This window comes from Kitasatospora sp. NPDC056446 (assembly GCF_042796115.1).
Classification (GTDB): Bacteria; Actinomycetota; Actinomycetes; order Streptomycetales; family Streptomycetaceae; genus Kitasatospora.
In genome coordinates this window covers 56,596-76,014 of record NZ_JBHTRF010000014.1, presented here as the reverse complement: position 1 = coordinate 76,014, position 19,419 = coordinate 56,596, and the positions used below count along the sequence as shown (strand labels likewise).

Below are 19,419 nucleotides of genomic sequence, written 5' to 3'. Positions count from 1 at the left end.
CCCGCCGCATCCCCGCCGCCCCTCGCCGAAACCACGCCACAGGCCCCCGCCGGCGTCCGCGAAACCGCCGGACCCGGCACCGGCCGCCGGGCTACTCTCCTGACCATGGCAACCGCAGACTCCCTCGCCACCGGCCAGCGCTCCCTCGGCGGCGCCGGCCTCGACTACCCGCTCTGGCCCCCGCTCACCGCGGGCTGCCCGCGCACCGGCACCGAGGACGTCTCCTACCCCGTCGAGGTCGACTACGCCTACGACAAGGCCGACCCGGCGGGCCTGTTCGCCCCCGCCCCCGCGCGCGGAGGCCTGGAGCGCTGGGCGCCGCTGCTGCCGCCGCTGCTCGCGCCCGGCCTGGGCGAGGGCGCGACCCCGCTGGTCGAGATCGAGCCCGGGGTGTACGTCAAGGACGAGTCGCGCAACCCCACCTGGAGCCACAAGGACCGGCTGAACCGCTGCACCACCAGCGCGGCCGTGGGCGTCGGCGCGCCCGGCATCGCGGTCGCCTCCTCCGGCAACCACGGCGCCTCGGCCGCCGCCTACGCCGCCCGCGCCGGGCTGCGCTGCGTCGTCTTCACCGGCCCCGACCTGCCGCCCAACGTGGACGCCTTCCTGAACGCGTACGGCGCGGTGGTGCTCCCGGTGCCGTGGGAGGCGCGCTGGCCGCTGCTGCGCCAGGTGGTGGACCGGCTCGGCCTGCACCCGGTCAGCAACCTGACCACCACCCACACCGGGCACGCGTACGGGCCCGAGGGCTACAAGACCGTCGCGTACGAGATATTCCAGGACGTCGGCGTACCGAGCGCGGTGTTCGTCCCGACCGGGTACGGCGAGCTGCTGTTCGGCGTCTGGAAGGGCTTCGCCGAGTTGCACCGGCTGGGCCTGGCCGACCGGGTGCCGCGCATCCACTCCTGCGAGTCCGCCGCCTCCGGCCCGCTCGCCCGGGCGCTCGCGCAGGGCCTCCCGGCCGCGCGGGTGACGGTCGGTCCGAGCGACGCGTACTCGATCGCCTCCCCGGTGAGCGGCTACCGGGGCGTGCTCGCCGTCCGCGGCAGCGGCGGCCGGGCGCTGACCCTGGACGACCGCGAACTCGCCGACGCCCAGCGGGAGCTGGCCCGGGCCGGGCTCTGGACCGAGCTGTCCGCGGCGGCCGGCCTGGCCGGGCTGCGCAGCCTCGGCGAACCGGACCTGTCGGACGGCCCGGTGGTCTGCGTCTCGACCTCCAGCGGCTTCAAGGACAAGGGCGTCGGCACCGGCCGCACCGAGCCGGTCACCCCGGAGTGGGACGCCGTCCTCCGCCGCCTGCGCACCGCCGGGATCGCCGCCTGACGCGGCATCCGGCCCGCCGGCCCCGCCCCGCCCCGCCCCTCCGGACGCCCGTCCCGACAAACACTCGCTCCGACGGACAGCCGTTCCGACGGACACCGGAAGCCTGTTGTTCGCCGCACCGTTCGCCGGCGGAGGGTCGGCGTTCGCCGGCGCAGCGCAGGCTGTCCGCACCCCAACTCCCCCGTGTCGAAGGGTTGCCACCGTGTCGCGTTCCCCCCGCCGTCTGCTTCCGCTGGCCGTCGCCGTCGCGGCGGTGCCCGTGCTCGCCCTGCCCGCCGTCCCGGCCTCGGCGGCTTCGTACGGCACCCCGACCATCACCTTCTCGGCCGGGTACCTGTCCGGTGCGGTCGGCGCCACCGGCGACCCGACGGTGGCCGTGACGGTGGCACAGAGCGGCGCCGCGACCTCGGCGCTGACGGTCGCCGCCTCGGCCAGCACCCGCAGCGCGGTGGCCCGGACCGGCGACGTCGCGGTCACCGGCACCGGCGGCACCCGCACCCTGGCGGTCGCCGCCCAGGGCGTCGGCTACACCGACCTGACCATCAAGGTCACCGGCCTGGGCGGCAAGACCGCCACCCGCACCCTGCACTACGCGGCCTCCGCCGCCGTTCGGGACTCCGCCGCCAGCCGCTACCTGACCGGCTCCAGCGACGCCTCGGCCGCCGTGGACGCGGGCGGCGGCTACCTGCTGGTCGGCGACGACGAGTCCAACACCCTGCGCCTGTACGACCGCGACAACTCCGGTGCGCCGGTGCGCACCTGGGACTTCAGCAGCGCCCTCGGCGTCTCCAAGGAGATCGACATCGAGGCCGCGACCCGGGTCGGCAACACCATCTACTGGACCGGCTCGCTCGGCAACAACAAGGACGGCGTGGTCAAGCCCGACCGGCAGACCGTCTTCGCCACCACGGTCACCGGCTCCGGCGCCGACACCCGCCTCTCCCTTGCCGGTTCGTACCACGGCCTGCGTGACGACCTGGTCTCCTGGGACTCCGCCCACGGCAACCGGTACGGCTTCGCGGCCGGTTCGGCCGAGGGCCAGGCGCCCAAGCAGATCGACGGATTCAACGTCGAGGGCCTGGAGTTCGCCCCCGGCAGCACCAGCACCGCCTACATCGGCTTCCGCGCGCCGCTCACCCCGGCGGTCACCGGCGGCCGGGCGCTGCTCGTGCCGGTGACCAACTTCTCGTCCCTGCTGAACGGTTCGGCGTCCCACGCGACCTTCGGCGAGCCGATCGAGCTGGACCTCGGCGGGCTGTCGATCCGCGACATCCGCCGCAACGACCTGGGCCAGTACCTGATCGTGGCCGGCTCCTGGGCCGCCGAGGACAACTCCGCCCCGTACGCGCTCTACCGCTGGAACGGCCAGCCGGGCGGGCGCCCGGTGAAGCTGGTCGACCTGCCGACCGGCGACTACGGCGCCTGGGAGGCCGTCGCCGAGGTCCCGGACCTGGACGCCCCGGGTGCCCGCGCCCAGCTGATCACCGACGACGGCTCCGCCGACCTGTACCACGACGGCACGGACGCCAAGGACCTCACCCACCCCGAGTGGAAGAAGTCCCGCAGCACCTGGTTCACCCTGAACTGACGCCGTCCCCGGCCCCTCGGCCCCCGCACCGAGGGGCCGAGGGGCCCACCGCCACCGACGGCCCGCCGCCGCTCAGAGCTCGACCAGCACCTTCCCCCGGTTCACCGAGCGGTCGAAGTACAGGCTCCGGTACGCCTCGGGGATCCCGTCGAACCCCTGGTGGACGGTCTGCTGGTAGCGCAGTTCCCCGCTGCGGACCAGCGCGCCGAGGTCCCGCCGCAGTGCGGCCCAGTTCTCCTCGGTGAACCACTCCAGCGAGAAGATGCCGCGGATCGTGGTGCGCGGGAACATGATCATCGGCAGCAGCCGGGGCCCCGCCCAGTCGCCGCCCACCTGGCTGCCCCACTGCCAGCAGACCGCCACCCGGCTCTCCACCGCGAGCATCCCGAAGACCACGTCGGTCAGCGCCCCGCCGAGGCTGTCGAAGTAGCGGTCGATGCCGTCCGGAGCCAGCTCGGCGAGTTCCTTCCGCACCCGGTCGGGGGCGTCGCCGTCCCGGTACAGCACCACCGCGTCGAAGCCCAGCTCCCAGAGCCGTTCGGCCTTCTCCGGCGTCGCCGTGGTGCCGATCACCCGCGCGCCCCGGTGCTTCGCCAGCTGGCCGACCACCGAACCCACCGCCCCGGAGGCCCCGCTGACCAGCACGGTCGCGCCGGGTCGCACGTCCAGGAACTTCTCGACGGTGCCCCAGGCCGTCATCCCGGGGCCGCCCAGGATGCCGAGCGCGGTGGACAGCGGCAGCGCCTCGTCGTAGTGGTCGGGGTCCAGCCGGCGGAAGGCCGGGAAGACCATCGGGAAGGTGCCGGTCTGCCAGAGGCTGGGCGCGCCGTTGCTGACGAGGTGGGTGCGCCAGCCGCCGAAGCCCTGGACCAGGTCACCGGCCGAGAACCGCGCGGCCGGCCCGGCCTCCAGCACCTCCATGATCGAGTCGGCGCCCATGTGGTCGCCGATCGGGGTGTCCAGCGCGATGCCCTGGAGGTAGGGGTCGACCGAGACGTACCGGGTGCGCAGCAGCATCTCGTCGGCGGCGAGCCGGACGTCCACCTCCTCCACGACCTTGCGGTACATCCGCTCGATGTCCGGAACGCCGTCGACGTGCTCCCGGACGGTCCACTTCTCGATCCTCACGAGGTGACTCCAAACTGTCGGTCGACGGGTCCGACCTGTTCGATGAGCAGGGTCGGCGGCGGCGCGTTGTCGTCCACCTCGGCGGAGAACGGCTTGCGGTCGTCCCGGCAGATGAACTGGACGACGTGCCGGCCGGCCGCGGCCGCCCGGATCAGACCGCCGGTGGTCGCCCAGACGCCGGAGAGGTAGAAGTTGGCGAGGCCCGGCAGCCCCGGGCCGTTGCGCTTGACCTCCTCCTCCAGGGTCTCCCCGCTCTCCACGAAGGGCTGCCAGCCCAGCACCGTGCCGTCGTAGTTCCCGGTGTAGCGGACCTGGGTGAGCGGGGTGGAGACGTCCTTGACGGCCACCGCCTCCCGGAAGCCGGGGTGGTGGCCGTCCAGGAACTCGATCACGGCGTCCCGGACCCGGCGCTTCTCCCGCTGGTACTCCCGGCCCCGGCCGACCGGCAGGGTGTGCAGCTCCTCGCCGCGCCGCAGCCGGGGCGCCTGCTCGGGGCCGGTGCTCAGCTCCCGCCAGGGGGCGATGTCGCAGAAGTAGCTGGCGTAGACGACGGTGGTCCCGGCCGGGGACAGCTCGGGGTAGTGCCGGCTGCGGAACTGGACGTTGATGCTGGGGTGGCGGATGCCGGTGAGCCGCGCGGCGAGCTCGTCCTCCAGCAGGTACGTGGTGCACGGGTCGCCGGCCGGGAAGGGGCGGCGCAAACCGAGGAAGACGGTCAGGTAGCCGGGGAAGACCATGCCGGGCTCGGTGATGGTCCTGGTGTACAGCCGCCGGTAGGTGTCGTTCAGGTAGCGGCCCTTGAGCAGGTCCAGCATGGTCGTCCGCCCGTCGCAGGCCGCCACCACGATGTCCGCCCGCACCTCCCGGCCGTCGCTCAGCCGCACCCCGACCGCCCGGTCCCGTTCGACCAGGATCTCGGTCACCCTGGCGTTGTAGGTGATCTCGCCGCCGAGCCGCCGGTAGCGCTGTTCGACCGACTGCGCGAGGCCGAGCGAGCCGCCTTCCGGCACCCCGGCCGACTGCCCCGCGTGCGAGGCGAGTTGGAAGTACGTCGGCAGCACCGGGAAGTTGGGGTGCTTCTCGTACAGGACGAAGTTGAACGCCTCGCGCAGCAGCGGGCTGCGGAACCGCGCCGAGTAGTCGCTCATCAGCACGGTGATCGAGCGCCGGATCACGTTGAAGTACGGCAGGAAGGAGGCGAGCATCCGCCACCGCTCCCGCCGGCCCATCAGTCCGACCGGCTTGAGGAAGGGGTAACGGGCCAGTGCCAGGCGGAATTTGCGCAGCCCGGCGCAGAACTGCCGGATCTGTCGGGCGTCCTCGGGCGCGAGGTCCAGCAGGTGGGCCTCCAGCCGGTCCGGGTCGGAGTAGAAGTAGACCGCCCGGCCGTCCCGGGTGCGCACCACGTTGAAGACGTCGAAGTTGCGCATCGACTTGCCCTGCAGTGCGCCGAGTTCGAGCCAGATCCGGTGCATCTCGTTGCCCGGCCCGCTGCCCAGCAGCCAGCTGACGCAGCAGTCGAAGGTGAACTCGCCGCGGTCCCAGCCGGTGCAGCAGCCGCCGGGGATCTCGTGCATCTCCAGGATCTGTGTGCGGTAGCCGTTCATCTGCGCGTAGCAGCCGGTGGACAGGCCGCCGAGCCCGCCGCCGATGATGACCATCGTCTGCCTGCCGCCGGTCGTCGTCATCGCGCTCACTCCGGTACTCCTACGGTGGCCCGGTCGAGTTGCGGCAGCCGGCCCCACTTGCCCGGGTGCCATGGTTCCTGGTTGTCGCTGGGCCAGGCGCGGAACGGCCGGCCGAGTTCCCGGCAGAGGTACTGGGCGGCGTACCGGCCGCTGGTGGCGGCCCGGATCAGCCCGCCGAGGGAGGTCCACTGTCCGGCCATGGAGAAGCCGCTCAGTCCGGGCAGCCGCATCCGGTCCCGGTTGACCAGCCGGTTGACGGTGTCCTCGGCCTCGGAGAAGGCCTGCCAGGCGAGGATGCTGCCGTAGGTGTTGCCGGTGAACCGCTCGGTGGTCACCGGCGAGGCCACGTCGAGGAGTTCGATCCGTGCCCCGAGCCCCGGGTAGGTCCGTTCCAGGAAGCCCCGGACGAACGCGGCGACCTCCTGCTTGCGGGCCCGGTAGGCCCGGCGGTCCCGCATCCGCAGGTCCTTCCAGGAGCGGTAGTCGCTGAAGTAGGTGCAGTGCAGCACGGACTTGCCGGGCGGTGCGAAGCCGTCCGCGTAGGCCGAGCGCAACTGCACCACCAGGCTGTGCTGCAGCGAGCCGGGCAGCCGGGCGCCCTCCTCGGGCGTCAGCAGGTAGGTGGTGCTGTGCGGTTCGCCCTCCGGCAGCGGGCCGTCGATGCCGACGAAGGCGGAGACCACGGCCGGGTACAGGTTGCCGGGCTTGTCGAGCAGTTCGCCGTACAGCCGGTCGGTGACGGGGCTGGAGTAGCGGCCCTCCAGCAGCCGGTCGAGCACCGTCGGTCCGTCGCAGGCGGCGACCACGTGGTCGGCGAAGTGCCGGGATCCGTCGCGGAGTTCGATGCCGACGGCGCGCCCGTCCTCGACCAGGATCCGCTCCACCCGGCAGCGGTAGCCGATCACCCCGCCGAGCGAGGTGTACCGCTCCTCCACCGAGCGGGCGAGTCCCAGCGAACCGCCCTGCGGGAAGCCGGCGTTGCCGTTGTGCGCGGCGGCCAGGGTGTACAGGTACGGCAGCAGCGGGAAGCCTTCCGGCTCCTGGAGGAACATGTTGGGGAAGGCCCGGCGCAGCAGCGGGTCCTGGAAGCGCTCGGCGAAGCCGCTCATCGGCGTGGTCGCGGTGCGCCAGAACAGCCGGAAGGCGGGGAGTACGGCGCGCAGAGTCCGCAGCCGTTCCGCCGGGCCGCGCAGCGGTGGCGGGGTGAGGTCCCAGGGCACGTCGACGGCGGCGAAGCGGCGCAGGTCCCGGCAGAACGCCCGGATCGGCTTGGCGTCGCCGGGCGCGAGGGCCAGCAGGTGCTGTTCCAGCCGGTCGGGGTCGCCGTAGAAGGTGACGGCGCGGCCGTGTTCGTCGACGACCCGGTTGAAGACGTCGAAGCGGGTCACCGACTTGCCGTCCAGGGCCCCGAGTTCGCTCCAGACCTGGTGCGCGCCGGTGCCCTCGGCGGTGCCGATCAGCCAGTCGATGCAGTAGTCGAACAGGTAGCCCTGCCGGGACCAGGCGGTGCAGCAGCCGCCGGGCAGCACGTGCTTCTCGAAGATCCGGGTCTCCAGGCCGCTCATCTGCGCGTAGCAGCCGGTGGCGAGGCCGGCCAGGCCGGCCCCGATCACGATGACCCGGGGCGGGGCTCCGGGGGCCCGCTCCCGCGTGGACCAGTCCGGTCCGTGGTCAGTCGCGGCCATCGGCGGTCCCTCCGGCCAGGATGGCGCCCGCCAGTTCGGCGTTGCGGGCGGCGAACTCGCCGTCGAGCATCTCGGCGTGGCTGCCGTGGCCGGCGTGCACGGCGGTTCCCGTGGTGGAGGCGCCGTGCCAGGAGCCTTCCTCGCCGCCGACGTGGACGGCCAGCCGGTCCCGCTCGCAGACCACGTCGAGCTGGGCGTCCACGGTGCCGGTGTTGGGGGTCCGGCTGCAGAACTCCAGGTAGTCCCGGGCCTGTTCCAGGGTCTCCCGGGCGACGATCCGGGAGCCGGTGTGCCGCCGCAGGTGCTCCTGGAGTTCGCGTTCGAAGACCGCCACGTGCTCGTCGCCGAGGTCGAAGGCGTCGAGGACCCGGTAGGCGTCCACCAGCAGTACCGACCCCACCGCGCGGCCCCGGCGTTCGAGTTCCTTGGCCACCTCGAAGGCGAGGTTGCCGCCGAGCGAGTAGCCGAGCAGGACGTACGGCCCGGTCGCCTGGAGTTCCTCCACCAGGTCGGCGTAGCGGGCGGTCTTGTCGTCGCCGGTCAGGTAGTTGAAGGCGGCGATCCGGTGCTCGGGCAGGTGTGCGGCGAGCTGCCGGTAGACCAGGCCGTGGCCGCCGGCCGGCGGGAAGCAGAAGACCGTACGCCCGTCGGTCGCCTCGGAGTTGAACCAGAGGTAGGGCTGTCCGCCGGCCACCTCGCCGGTGATGATCTGCTCGACGGTGCGGGCCATGCCGTGCAGGGTGGTGCCCCTGAACAGCAGGCCGACCGGGATGTCGATGTTGAACTCGGTGCGGAGGTGGTGGATCAGTTCGATCAGCCGGATCGAGCTGCCGCCGAGTTCGAAGAAGTCGTGCTGCAGGCCGACCTCCTCCAGGCCGAGCAGGTTCCGCCAGTGCTCGGCGACCCGGGTCTCGTAGAGGGTGACGGGCGGTTCGTGCTGGGCGCCGCCGGTGTCGGCCTTCGGCTCCGGCAGGGCGGCGAGGTCGACCTTGCCGTTGGGGGTGAGCGGCAGGGCCGGCAGTTCGGTGAGGTAGGACGGGATCATCACGGTGGGCAGGTGCTCGGCCAGGTGCCGGCGCAGTTCCCGCCGGTCCACCACGGCGCCCTCGGCGGGCACCAGGTAGGCGGCCAGCACGGCCTCGCCGGAGGCGTCCTGGCGGACCGCCACGCAGGCCTGGGCGAGTTCGGGGCGGGCGGTGAGGTGGGCCTCGATCTCGCCCGGCTCGATCCGGTGGCCGCGGACCTTGACCTGGGTATCGATCCGGCCGAGCAGGTGCGCGGTGCCGTCGGTGTCCCAGTGGCCGAGGTCGCCGGTGCGGTAGAGCCGTAGCGGTGTGCCGTCGGGTTCCAGGGTGACGAAGCGCCGGGCGGTCTGCGCCGCGTCGTTGGGGTAGCCGGCGGCGACGCCCGCGCCGCCGATCCACAGCTCGCCGGGCACGCCCGCCGGGACCGGCTCGCCGTACGGGTCGAGGATGTACAGCGCGCTGTTCGGGAAGGGGCGGCCGATCGGCACCATCCGGCCGGGCTCCAGCTGCTCGGCCGCGCCCTCGTAGTAGGTGCTGTCGACGGTGGCCTCGGTCAGGCCGTAGGAGTTGACCAGCCTGGTCCGGTCGCCGCACAGGGCGCGCAGCCGGCGGTGCTCGGCTCCCTTCCAGGAGTCGGAGCCGACGATCACCAGCTTCAGGAAGTCCAGCCGCAGGCCCTCGCGTTCGCAGTGGGCCAGCAGGGCGCGGGCCACGGCGGGCACGAACTCGCCGCAGTCCACGGCCTCTTCGCGCATCACCCGGTGCAGCCGGGCGGTGTCGAAGAGCAGCTCGCGGTCGACCAGGACGAGCGTGCCGCCGGTGCCGAGCGCCCGGGCGAGGTCGCCGGAGAACACGTCGAAGGCGGTCCCGGCCATCTGGAGGTGGACCCGGGCCTCGGTGTCCAGCCGGTACTCGGCGCGCCAGCCCGCGGTGACGGCGGCCAGGTTGCGGTGGTCGACCCGGACCCCCTTCGGGCGGCCGGTGGAGCCCGAGGTGTGGATCACGTAGGCGGCCCGGTCGGGGTCGGCGGCGGGCAGCGGCACGGCGGCCGCGGCGGGCCGGTCCAGCTCCTCCAGGGTGACCGGCTCGGCGGGCAGGTCGGCCGGGAGCGGGTGCCGTTCGTCGACCACGACCAGCGTGGCCCCGGCGTCGGCGACCTGGTACGCGAGCCGGTCGGCCGGGTGCCCGGGGTCGAGCGGCAGGTAGGCGGCGCCGGCCCGCCAGATGCCCAGCAGGGTGGTGATCAGCTCGGGTGACTTGTCCAGGCAGACCGCCACCACCGAGCCTTCTCCGACGCCCAGTTCGCGCAGCCGTGCGGCGGTGCGCCGGGAGCGCCGGTCCAGCTCGCCGTAGGTGAGCCGGCGGACGCCGTCGCGGCCGGGGGCGACCACGGCGACGGCCTCCGGGTGCTCGGCGGCGGCCTTGGCGATCAGTTCGGGCACCGGGCTGTCGTGGTCGATCCGGCGTCCGGCGCCGCTGAACCCGTCGAGGATCAGGTGCCGTTCGGCCGCGTCCAGCATCCGCAGCCGGCCGACCGGCTCGTCCTCGGCGGCGCGGGTCATGCCGTCCAGCAGGTTGCGGTAGTGCGCGGCCAGCCGCTGGACGGTGGCGGGCTCGAAGAGGTCGGAGTTGTACTTGAAGACGCAGTGGAAGCAGCCGTCGGCGCGGTCCTCGTAGGCCGACAGCGTCAGGTCGAACTGGCCTTCCTCCTCGGGGAGTTCGATGTACTCCAGGCGGTAGCCGAAGCGTTCCACGGCGACCTTGTGGGTGAGCAGGATGAACATCGCCTGGAACACCGCGGAGCGGCTCGGGTCGTGCTGCAGCCCCAACTGCTCGACCAGCAGCGGGAAGGGGTACTCCTGGTTGTCCAGCCCGCCGAGCACGCTGCCGCGCACCCGGGCCAGCAGCTCGGCCACCGTCGGCTCCCCGGCCAGGCTCACGTGCAGCGGCAGCGGGTTGACGAAGTAGCCGTAGACGGCGGCGAACTCCTCCTGGGTGCGGCCGGTGACCGGGCTGCCGACCACCACGTCCGACTGCCCGGACCAGCGGTGCAGCAGCAGGTAGTAGGCGCTCAGCAGCACCATGAACGGGGTGGCGTTGTGCGCCCGCGCCAACTCGTGCACCCGGGCGGTGAGTTCCTCGTCGATCCGGAAGAACTCGGAGGCCCCGTTGTGGGTCTGCACCGGCGGCCGCGGCTTGTCGGTGGGCAGCGCCAGCACCGGCATCTCGGCGGGCAGGTGGCCGCGCCAGTAGTCGAGCATCCGCTGCGCCTCGGGCCCGGCGAGGAAGCGGTTCTGGTGGTTGAGGAAGTCGAGGTAGCGGGCGGCCACCGGGGGCAGCGCGGGGGTGCGCCCCTGCCGCAGCGCCTCGTAGACCTCGAACAGCTCCTCGATGAAGGTGAAGGTGGAGATCGCGTCCGAGACGATGTGATGGACGGCCTTCATCAGCACCCAGCGGTCCGGCCCGCGCCGGAACAGCCGCAGCCGGACCAGCGGGTCCTCGGCGAGGTCGTACGGCCGCCGGTACTCGCGGACGATCAGCTCGTGGATCTCCTCCCACGGCCGGCCCTCGACGTCGAACAGCCCAGTGTCGGCGTCGGCCTCGGCCTCGGCGCGGATCCGCTGGACCGGGCGGCCCTGCTCGGCCGTGAAGGCGGCGCGCAGTCCGGGGTGGCGGGCGACCAGGTGGCGGAAGGCGGCGAACACCAGCTCCGGGTCGAGCACCGCCCGCACCTCGACGGCGCCGCCGATGTTGTACGCGAAGCCGTCCGGGTGCAGCTGGCGCAGGAACCAGAGCGCCTGCTGGTTGTGGGTGAGCGGGTACCGCGACTCGTCGGTGTGCGGCTCGACCTCGGCCGCGGCGGGGCCGCCGTCGGCGTCGAGCCGCTCGGCCAGGCCCTCGACGAGCAGGTCGACCAGGTCGCCGACGGTGCCGTTGCTGAGCAGGGCCACCACCGGGAGGGCGACGCCCAGTTCGCCGTGCACCCGGGCGCGCAGCTCCATCGCGAGCAGCGAGTCCAGGCCGTGCGCGCCGAGCCTGGTGTCCGTGTCGATCCGCTCGGCGCCGATCCGCAGCACGGCCGCGGCGGCGGCGGTGAACCGCTCGGTGACCAGGTCCCGCCGGGCCTGCGGGTCGGCCGCCCGGTAGGCGTCCAGGACGCCGCCGGTCTCGGCCGGGGCCTGTTCGGCGGCGTTCGCCGCGAGGTCGGCGACCAGCGGCGGCGGCGCCGGGTACCAGGCGAGGAAGGTCGGCCAGTCGACCACGGTGGCGACCAGCAGTTGGGCGCGGTCCTGGCCGAGGACGCGTTCCAGGACAGCTGTCCCGGCGTCCGGCGGCAGCGAGCTCATGCCGCGGGCGTCCCGGTAGTGGGCGACCAGGCCGAGCTCCTCGATCATGCCGGTGGCCCAGGGCCCCCAGTCCAGGCTGAGCGCGGGCAGGCCGTCGGCCCGGCGGTGGTGCGCCAGCGCGTCCAGGAAGGCGTTGCCGGCCGCGTAGTTGGTCTGGCCGGCGGTGGTGAGCAGGGAGGCGACGGAGGCGAACAGCACGAAGTGGTCGAGGGGTTCGTCGCGCAGCAGCCGGTGCAGCAGGTGGCCGCCGGCCACCTTGGGGGCGTACCCGGCGTCGAAGGCGGTGCGGTCCATCTGCGCCAGCAGAGTGTCCTTGACCTGTCCGGCGAGGTGGAACACCCCGCGGATCGGCGGGAGTTGGCGATCCCGGTAGTCGGCGAGCCAGGCCGTGAGGGCGGCTTCGTCGGTGACGTCGACCGGGGCGAGCAGCGGTTCGGCGCCGAGCGCCTGGAGTTCGCGCAGGAAGGCGATCCGCTCCCCGACCGGGCCCCGCTGGTCGGTGTACGCCCACCGGCCGCGCTCGGGCAGGGCGGTGCGGCCGACCAGGATCAGCCGTCGGGCGCCGCGCCGGACCAGGGTGCGGCAGAGCAGCCGGCCGAGGGCCCCGAAGGCCCCGGTGACCAGGTAGCTGCCGTCGGCGCGCAGGACCGGTGGCAGCGGCCGGGTGAGGCCCTCGGCCTGGCGCAGCCTGCTGGTCAGCCGGGCGCCGGCCCGCAGTGCGATCTCCTGCTCGTCCCGGGCGCCGAGTTCGGCGAGCAGCGCCTCGGCCTGGCCGGCCGGGTCGGCGGCCGGGTCGAGGTCGATCAGGGTGCCGCGCTGGGCGACGAGTTCCTGCTGCCACAGCACCCGGCCGATGCCCCAGGCGGGGGCGCCGAGCGGTTCGACCCGGTCGTCGGCGCCGGCGGGCTGGGCGCCCCGGGTGACGATGTGCAGCCGGCCGTCGGGGCGGGCGGCGGGCAGGGCCTGGGCGAGGGCGATCAGGGAGTAGGAGCCGAGGGTGGCGAGGTCGCCGAGCCGGTCGGGCGCGGTGGCGTCCAGGGCGGGCAGGTCGAGGTTCCAGAGGTGGACGACGGTGCGGTAGCCGGGGTCGAGGTCGGCGAGCAGCCGCCGGACGTCCTCGGCGGAGTCGGGCCGTACGGTCGAGTGGCCCTCGGTGTGGAGGTACCCGGTGCCCGGCCGGACGAGGTGGCAGCGGGCGCCGCGCTCGGCGGCCAGCGCGGCCAGCCGCTCGGCGAGGCCGCCGCCGTCGGCGAGGACCAGCAGGTCCCCGGGGGCGGCCTCGGCGGTCGGGGCGGGCGCCGGCACCCAGGCGACCTCGGTGAGCCAGCCGTCGATGGTGGCCAGGCCGACGGTCGCCGGGGCCTGGGCGACGTCGGTGACCCGGAAGCCGGTGATCCGGCCGACCGGGGTGCCGTCCTCGGCGTACAGGGCGATGTCGCCGACGAGTTCCTCGCCGCTGTCCCGGGTGACGGTGGCGTGCGCCCAGAGCGGCCGGTCGCCGGTCCCGTCGAGCCGGACCTCCTCGATGGAGACCGGGAGACGGACGCTGCCGCCCTCGGGCGCGTGCAGCGTGGTGGTGAGCAGGGTCTGGAAGCAGGCGTCCAGCAGCACCGGGTGCAGGTGGTGGTCGGCCGCGCCGGGGCCGAGGCCCGCGGTCGGCCGGATCCTGGCCAGGGCCGCGCGGGGGCCGGTCCACACCTCCTGGACGGCCTGGAAGGCGGGCCCGTAGTCGTAGCCGCGCCCGGCGAGCCGCCGGTAGCAGTCGGGGCCGTCGAGGCGCCGCCCGTGGGCGTCCGGTGCCGTGACGTCGAGCGCGGGGCCGTAGGAGCGGCGCTGGCCGGTGCGGACCCGGCCGCGGGCGTGCACGGCCGGCTCGCCGTCGCCCGGGGTGGCGGCGACGGTGAAGCGGGCGTCCTCGGGCGCGTAGCCGAGCTGGACGGGGACGGGCTCGGTCTCGGAGAGGAACAGCGCCCGGTTGAGCTCGATGTCGGCGAGCACCACCTCGGTGCCGCCGGTCATCGCGCGGACGGCCTGGGCGGCCATCTCCAGGTACCCGGCGGCCGGGAAGACGATCTGCCCCTCGATCCGGTGGTCGGTCAGGTAGGGCAGCCGCTCGGGGTCGAGCGCGGTGGTCCAACCGGGCTGGGCGCTCGCGGTGCGGCGGCCGAGCAGCGGGTGGTCGACCCGTCCGAGCCGGACCTGCGCGACCGGCTTGGGCTCGACCCAGTACCGGTCACGCCGCCACGGGTACCCCGGCAGCGCGACCGGCCGCCCGGCCGGGTGCAGGGCGTCCCAGCTCAACTCGACACCCAGGGTGTGCAGTTCGGCCAGGCTCCGGGTGAAGCAGGCGGACTCGTCCTGGTGGCGCCGGATCGACGGCAGGGTGTGCGCCCGCTCGGCGCACTCCCGGATCGCGTGGCCGAGCACCGGGTGCGGGCCGATCTCCACGAACAGGCCGTGCCCGTCCTCGGCCATCCGCTCGACGGCGGCCCGGAACCGCACCGGGCGGCGGACGTTCTCCCACCAGTACGCGCCGTCCAGCTCCGGCCCCCGGGCGAGCCCTTCCCGCGCGGTCAGGTAGAGCGGCAGCTGCGCCTCCTTGGGCTTGAGGGCGGCGAGCGCGGCGACCAGCTCGTCCCGGATCGGGTCCATCCGCACGCTGTGGTACGGGACCCGGACGTCCAGGAGGCGGGCGAACACGCCCTGCCGCTTCAGCTCCTCGGCGAGTTCGGACAGTGCCCCGGTGTCCCCGGCCAGGGTCACGGCGGACGGGCTGTTGACCGCACCGAGCGAGACCTGCGCACGGTACGGCCGGATCCGGCGCTCCGCCTCCGCCTCCGGCAGGCCGACCGCCAGCATTCCGCCGGTGCCGGCCAGCCGCTGCTGGAGCCGACTGCGGGCCAGCACCACCCGGACGGCGTCGGCCAGGTCGTACACCCCGGCCTCGTGGAAGGCCGCGACCTCGCCGGTGCTGTGGCCGACCACCGCGTCGGGGCGCAGGCCGTGGCTGCGCCAGAGCGCCGAAAGCCCGACCTGGACGGCGAAGTTGGCGGGCTGGGCGAGCCAGGTCTCGGCCATCCGGGAGTCGGCCTCGTCGCGCGCCAGCTCCTCGGTCAGCGACCAGCCGGCCTGCCGGCGGATCTCCCCGTCGACGGCCAGCACGGCCTCCCGGTAGACCGGCTCGCTCTCGTACAGGCCCCGGCCCATCCCCCACCACTGCGGCCCCATGCCGGTGAACACCCAGGCCAGGCGCCGCTGTCGGCGCTCCCGGGCGCGGCCCTGGACCACCTGCGGGTGCTCCTCGCCTCGCTCGTACGCGGCCAGCGCCTCGTCCAGGTCCTGCCGGGAGGAGTACGCCACCGCGAGCCGCTCGGGCAGGTGCTGGCGGCGGTGCGCCAGGGTGTGGCCGAGGTCGGTGAGCGAGGCGCCCGCGGCGAGCTCCTGCCGTACGGCGGCGGCGAGTTCGGGCAGCCCCGCGATGTCCTTGGCGCTCAGCGGCAGGACCGTGCGGGGCGGCTCCGCCACCGGGAGGGCGGGCTCGGGGCGCGGCGGCTCCTCCAGCAGGACGTGGGCGTTGGTGCCGCCGAAACCGAAGGAGTTGACGCCCGCGCGGGCCGGGCCCCGGTGCTCGGGCCAGTCGACCGGCTCGGTCGGGATCTCGAAAGGCAGCGCGGCCAGGTCGATGCCGGGGTTGGGACGTTCCAGGTTGAGGTGCGGCGGGATGCGGCGGTGCTTGAGGGCGAGCACGGTCTTGATGAGCCCGGCGACGCCGGCGGCGGCCTCGGTGTGCCCGATGTTGGTCTTGACCGAGCCGACGTAGCAGCGGTCCCCGCTGCGGCGGCCGATGCCGAGCACCCGGCCGAGCGCGGCGGCCTCGATCGGGTCGCCGACCGGGGTGGAGGTGCCGTGCGCCTCGACGTACTGGAGGTTGCCGGGCAGGACGCCGGCCTCCGCGCAGACCCGTTCGATCAGGGTGACCTGGGCGTCCGCGCTGGGGACGGTGATGCCGTTGGTGCGGCCGTCCTGGTTGACGCCGCTGCCGAGGATCACCGCGTGCACCGGGTCCCCGTCGCGCCGCGCGTCGGCGAGCCGCTTGAGCACGACCACGCCGACGCCCTCGGCCCGGACGTAGCCGTCGGCGGAGGCGTCGAAGGCCCGCGAGCGGCCGTCGGCGGAGAGGAAGCCGCCCTTGGTCTCGGCGATCGTGTACTGCGGCGCCATGTGCAGCAACGCGCCGCCGGCCAGGGCGAGTTCGGTCTCGCCGCGGAGCAGGCTCTGACAGGCCAGGTGGACCGCGACCAGCGAGGAGCTGCACGCGGTGTCGATGGAGACGCTGGGGCCGCGGAAGTCGAAGCAGTGCGAGATCCGGTTGGAGACCATCGTCATCATGGTGCCGGTGGCGGTGTGCGCGGCGATGGTGGAGAAGTCGAGGTCGGCGAACTGGAGGATCTTCCAGTCGAGGGTGAAGGCGCCCATGTAGACGCCGACCTCCCGGCCGGCCAGTTCGCCGGGGCGCAGGCCGCCGTCCTCCAGGGCCTCCCAGCTGACCTCCAGCAGCTTGCGCTGCTGCGGGTCCATGTGCTCGGCCTCGCGCGGGCTGATCCCGAAGAAGTCCGGGTCGAAGGTGTCGAAGCCGTCGATGTAGCCGCCCCGGCCGCCGATCAGCCGCCCGGGCTTGGCCCGGTCCCGGCTGCCCAGGGTGCCGGTGTCGTACCGGTCGGCGGGCGTCTCGGTGAGACAGTCCCGGCCCTCGATCAGGTTTCGCCAGAAGGCCCGGTGGTCGTTGGCGTGTCCCGGCAGGCGGCAGCCGATACCGGTGATCGCGATGGGCTCGCGGGGCACGGCGAAGGGCGAGGAAGTCATGATCCAATCCGGGGGTGACGGCGTGGCGCCGGAGGCACGGTCAAGGGGAGGGGCTGCGCGGGGGGCCGGAGTCAGGCGGACTGCTCGGTTGTCTTCGGCCGACGCCAGGGGTGCAGCAGGGTGGCGCCGAACTCACCGGTCGTGGGGAACGCGGCCGGATCGGTGAGGCCGACGGCGGTGGGCACTCGGCCGGGCCGCCAGGTGAAGCTCCCGAACACGTGGTCCCACAGCGAGAGGTCGGAGGAGTAGTGGCCGGCTTCGGCGAGGTCGGTGCTGTGGTGCAGGCGGTGGAGTTCCGGGCCGGCCAGGACGTGGCCGAGGGGCCCGAGCCGGACGTCGATGTTCGCGTGGACGAAATACCCCTGCGCCAGAACGAATATTCCGACCACGAACACCGAATCCGCCGAGAATCCGATCAGGGCCAGCGACAGTTGGACCACGGACTGTGCGACGAAGACGTCCAGGAAATGATTCACGCCGTTGTTCGCGACGTTCACCTTCTCCGGAACATGGTGCACACCGTGCAGCCGCCAGAGCCACCGGTTCCGGTGCGACCAGCGGTGAACGAGGTAGTCACCGAGCGAGCCGACCAGCAGCGCGAGCGGGATCTCCACCGCGAAGGGCAGCGCCGGGTGTGCCGGGCCGAGCACCTCCACCAGCGTCGTCACCAGCCCCTGGGCCAGTGCGCCGCCGACCATGCTCAGCGCGAAGTAGGCACTGTACCAACCGAGTTCACGCCGGGTCGGGTGCCAGTCGGTCCGGTACGGGATGACCCGCTCCAGGACCGCCAGGTAGCCGAGAACGGCCACCAGGACGAGCGGGGAGACCCGGTCGGGCGCCCAGTGGAAGTGCAGTGTCGCGACGGCCGCGCACAGCACGCCCAGCAGCAGGAGCGGATGGGCGAGCCGGCGTGCAATGGCTGACAGCACGCGCCCCCCGTTCTTCGCGGACTAACGACTGGAAACGTCAGAGACTCTAGCGGGAGCCGCAGTCCGAGGCAGTCATTCGACGTGTTAACGCCATGAATGACCCGATCGGCGGACGATACGCGCACGAAGTTGACGCTTGATCGGCGTGAAGGGGGCGCATTCAGCGGATCGCCGGGAGTTTCCGGGGTGCGGAACCGCCGCTCCCCCGGGCTCGCGCAGTCGAGCGCCCCGCCCGCGCCCGCCGCGGCGCGCCCCCGCCGGACGCCCCCGCCGGGCGCCGCGGCACGGGCCCGGCGCCACCCCGCCGGTGGGCGCCGGGTCTCAGGACCGGACCAGCTCCGCCAGCCGGTGGGCGGCGCGCGGCTCGCGCACCGCGAGGCGGTCGATCAGGCCGCGCAGCTCGTACTCGACCAGGGCGGGCAGTGCGGCGGCCGGGGCGGCCTCCAGCGCGGGGCCGAGCAGGTCGACGGCCGCCCGCGGATCGTGCGCGCAGGCATGGCAGTCGGCTGCCCGGACGATGAACAGCAGTCGGCTGGAGGGGAGTTGGGTCGGCCCGAGCAGGCCCAGCGCGGTCTCGGTAGCGCTCAGCGCCCGGCGGGCCAGCCGGGGGTCGTCCCCGGCGGCGGCGAGGTCGCGCAGCGCGGCGGCCGCGGCGGACTCCACCCGCATCCGCATGGAGGCGATGGAGAGCCAGGGCACGTCGATCTCGTCGTCCGCGCCGATGTGGTCCAGGTGCGCCCGGGCCAGGCCGATCTGCCGGACGGTCGCCCGGATGTCGCCGGTCAGGGCGTGCGCGCGGGCCAGGCTGACGCTTCCCATCGCGCCGGCCCAGTGCCGGTCGGGGGCGACCCGGTCGATCTCCCGGGCGTAGCCGAGCGCGGCCTCCGGGTCGCCGTCCAGCCGGGCCAGGATGCTCATGTCGCTGAGCGTGCCGACCTGGGTGGCCTGGTCCCCGGCGAGCCCGGCCCAGGTGAGGGCGCGGTCGTAGCAGGCCATCGCGGTGGCGTTGCGGCCGTCCTGCATGCGCAGGGCTCCGGCCGCGTGGGCGTGCTCGGCGGCCAGCCGGGCGAGCGGGCGGCGCTGGGCGGCGGGGGCGGCGGCGAGCCGGGCCAGCACGGCGTGCAGGGTGCGTTCGACGGCGGCGGCCAGGCCCGGCCGCCCGCCGGTCTCACCGGACCGCAGATAAGCGGCGAGCAGCCCGGTGAGGGCGTGGGCGGTGGCGGTGTCCAGCGGCGGCGCGGCGGCCGGGTCGGCGAGCGCCGAGGGGGCGCAGAACTCCGCGTGCAGGGCGGCGAGTTCGGCGGGTGGAGGAACGTCGCAGCCCGCGGCGCCGTGCAGCGGGCAGAGCAGGCCGTAATCGGGCAGCCGGGTCGGGGCGGAGGGGGTGAGGGCCGGGACGGCCGGGGCGGTGCCGGGCAGCGGCGGCCGCAGCAGTGCGGGCGAGAAGGAGTCGAGCGTGCACAGTTCGGCGCTCTCGGCGCGCAGGCAGGCGGCACTGAGCTCGCCTCCGGCGCCGAGGAGCCCGTCGATCCGGTCGGCGACCCTGGGGGTGACCCGCCGGGCCCCGTGCTCGATCTTGCTGACGGCGGTGTGGTCGTAGCCGATCCCGGCGCCGAGCTGCGCCTGGGTGAGCCCGGCCCGGCGCCGCCAGTGCCGCAGCCGGGCGCCGAACTCCCGCCACGCGCCCCGGCCCTGGCCGGTCGGCGGTGCCGGAACCGCCGCCGAAGGGGCCACACGGTTCCGCTCCACGGCTGCCTCCCGGGGTGCGCCGTCGGCCCCGGCAGGTGACGGGACCAGCCGACGATTCCAGTGGTTCCGACGACTCCGACGACGAGGACGGTAC

Annotated in this window: 8 protein-coding genes; 2 read left to right on the top strand and 6 right to left on the bottom strand. The window is 74.1% G+C overall.

What is annotated here, in order from left to right; all coding sequences use genetic code 11:
* Positions 1-99: 99 nt before the first annotated feature.
* Both ACFQ6N_RS11650 and ACFQ6N_RS11645 read left to right on the top strand, forming a co-directional pair.
* The gene (locus ACFQ6N_RS11650; RefSeq protein ID WP_380648661.1) at positions 100-1,323 is read left to right on the top strand and encodes a pyridoxal-phosphate dependent enzyme; all 1,224 of its coding nucleotides are present in this window, start codon (positions 100-102) and stop codon (positions 1,321-1,323) included.
* Positions 1,324-1,546: 223 nt separating this feature from the next.
* Complete coding sequence (locus ACFQ6N_RS11645) at positions 1,547-2,911, top strand: hypothetical protein (protein ID WP_380648660.1); 1,365 nt, start codon at positions 1,547-1,549, stop codon at positions 2,909-2,911.
* Between the two features lie 72 nt (positions 2,912-2,983).
* Here ACFQ6N_RS11645 and ACFQ6N_RS11640 read toward each other — a convergent pair whose 3' ends face one another.
* The 6 genes from ACFQ6N_RS11640 to ACFQ6N_RS11615 form a co-directional block, all read right to left on the bottom strand.
* Positions 2,984-4,039, bottom strand: coding sequence for a zinc-binding dehydrogenase (locus ACFQ6N_RS11640; protein ID WP_380648599.1), 1,056 nt, complete (start codon positions 4,037-4,039; stop codon positions 2,984-2,986).
* Positions 4,036-5,700, bottom strand: coding sequence for a phytoene desaturase family protein (locus tag ACFQ6N_RS11635; RefSeq protein ID WP_380648659.1), 1,665 nt, complete (start codon positions 5,698-5,700; stop codon positions 4,036-4,038). Before ACFQ6N_RS11635 ends, ACFQ6N_RS11640 begins: the two co-directional genes overlap by 4 nt.
* A 32-nt stretch (positions 5,701-5,732) precedes the next feature.
* Positions 5,733-7,412 carry a phytoene desaturase family protein gene (locus tag ACFQ6N_RS11630; protein WP_380648598.1) on the bottom strand — a complete coding sequence of 560 codons (1,680 nt, stop codon included), beginning with the start codon at positions 7,410-7,412 and terminating at the stop codon, positions 5,733-5,735.
* Positions 7,399-16,647, bottom strand: a complete 9,249-nt coding sequence (locus ACFQ6N_RS11625; RefSeq protein WP_380648597.1) for an amino acid adenylation domain-containing protein — start codon at positions 16,645-16,647, stop codon at positions 7,399-7,401. Before ACFQ6N_RS11625 ends, ACFQ6N_RS11630 begins: the two co-directional genes overlap by 14 nt.
* Positions 16,648-16,718: 71 nt before the next feature.
* Positions 16,719-17,576, bottom strand: a complete 858-nt coding sequence (locus tag ACFQ6N_RS11620) for a sterol desaturase family protein (RefSeq protein ID WP_380648596.1) — start codon at positions 17,574-17,576, stop codon at positions 16,719-16,721.
* Between the two features lie 321 nt (positions 17,577-17,897).
* Positions 17,898-19,325 carry a helix-turn-helix domain-containing protein gene (locus ACFQ6N_RS11615; protein WP_380648595.1) on the bottom strand — a complete coding sequence of 476 codons (1,428 nt, stop codon included), beginning with the start codon at positions 19,323-19,325 and terminating at the stop codon, positions 17,898-17,900.
* Between the last annotated feature and the right edge of the window lie 94 nt (positions 19,326-19,419).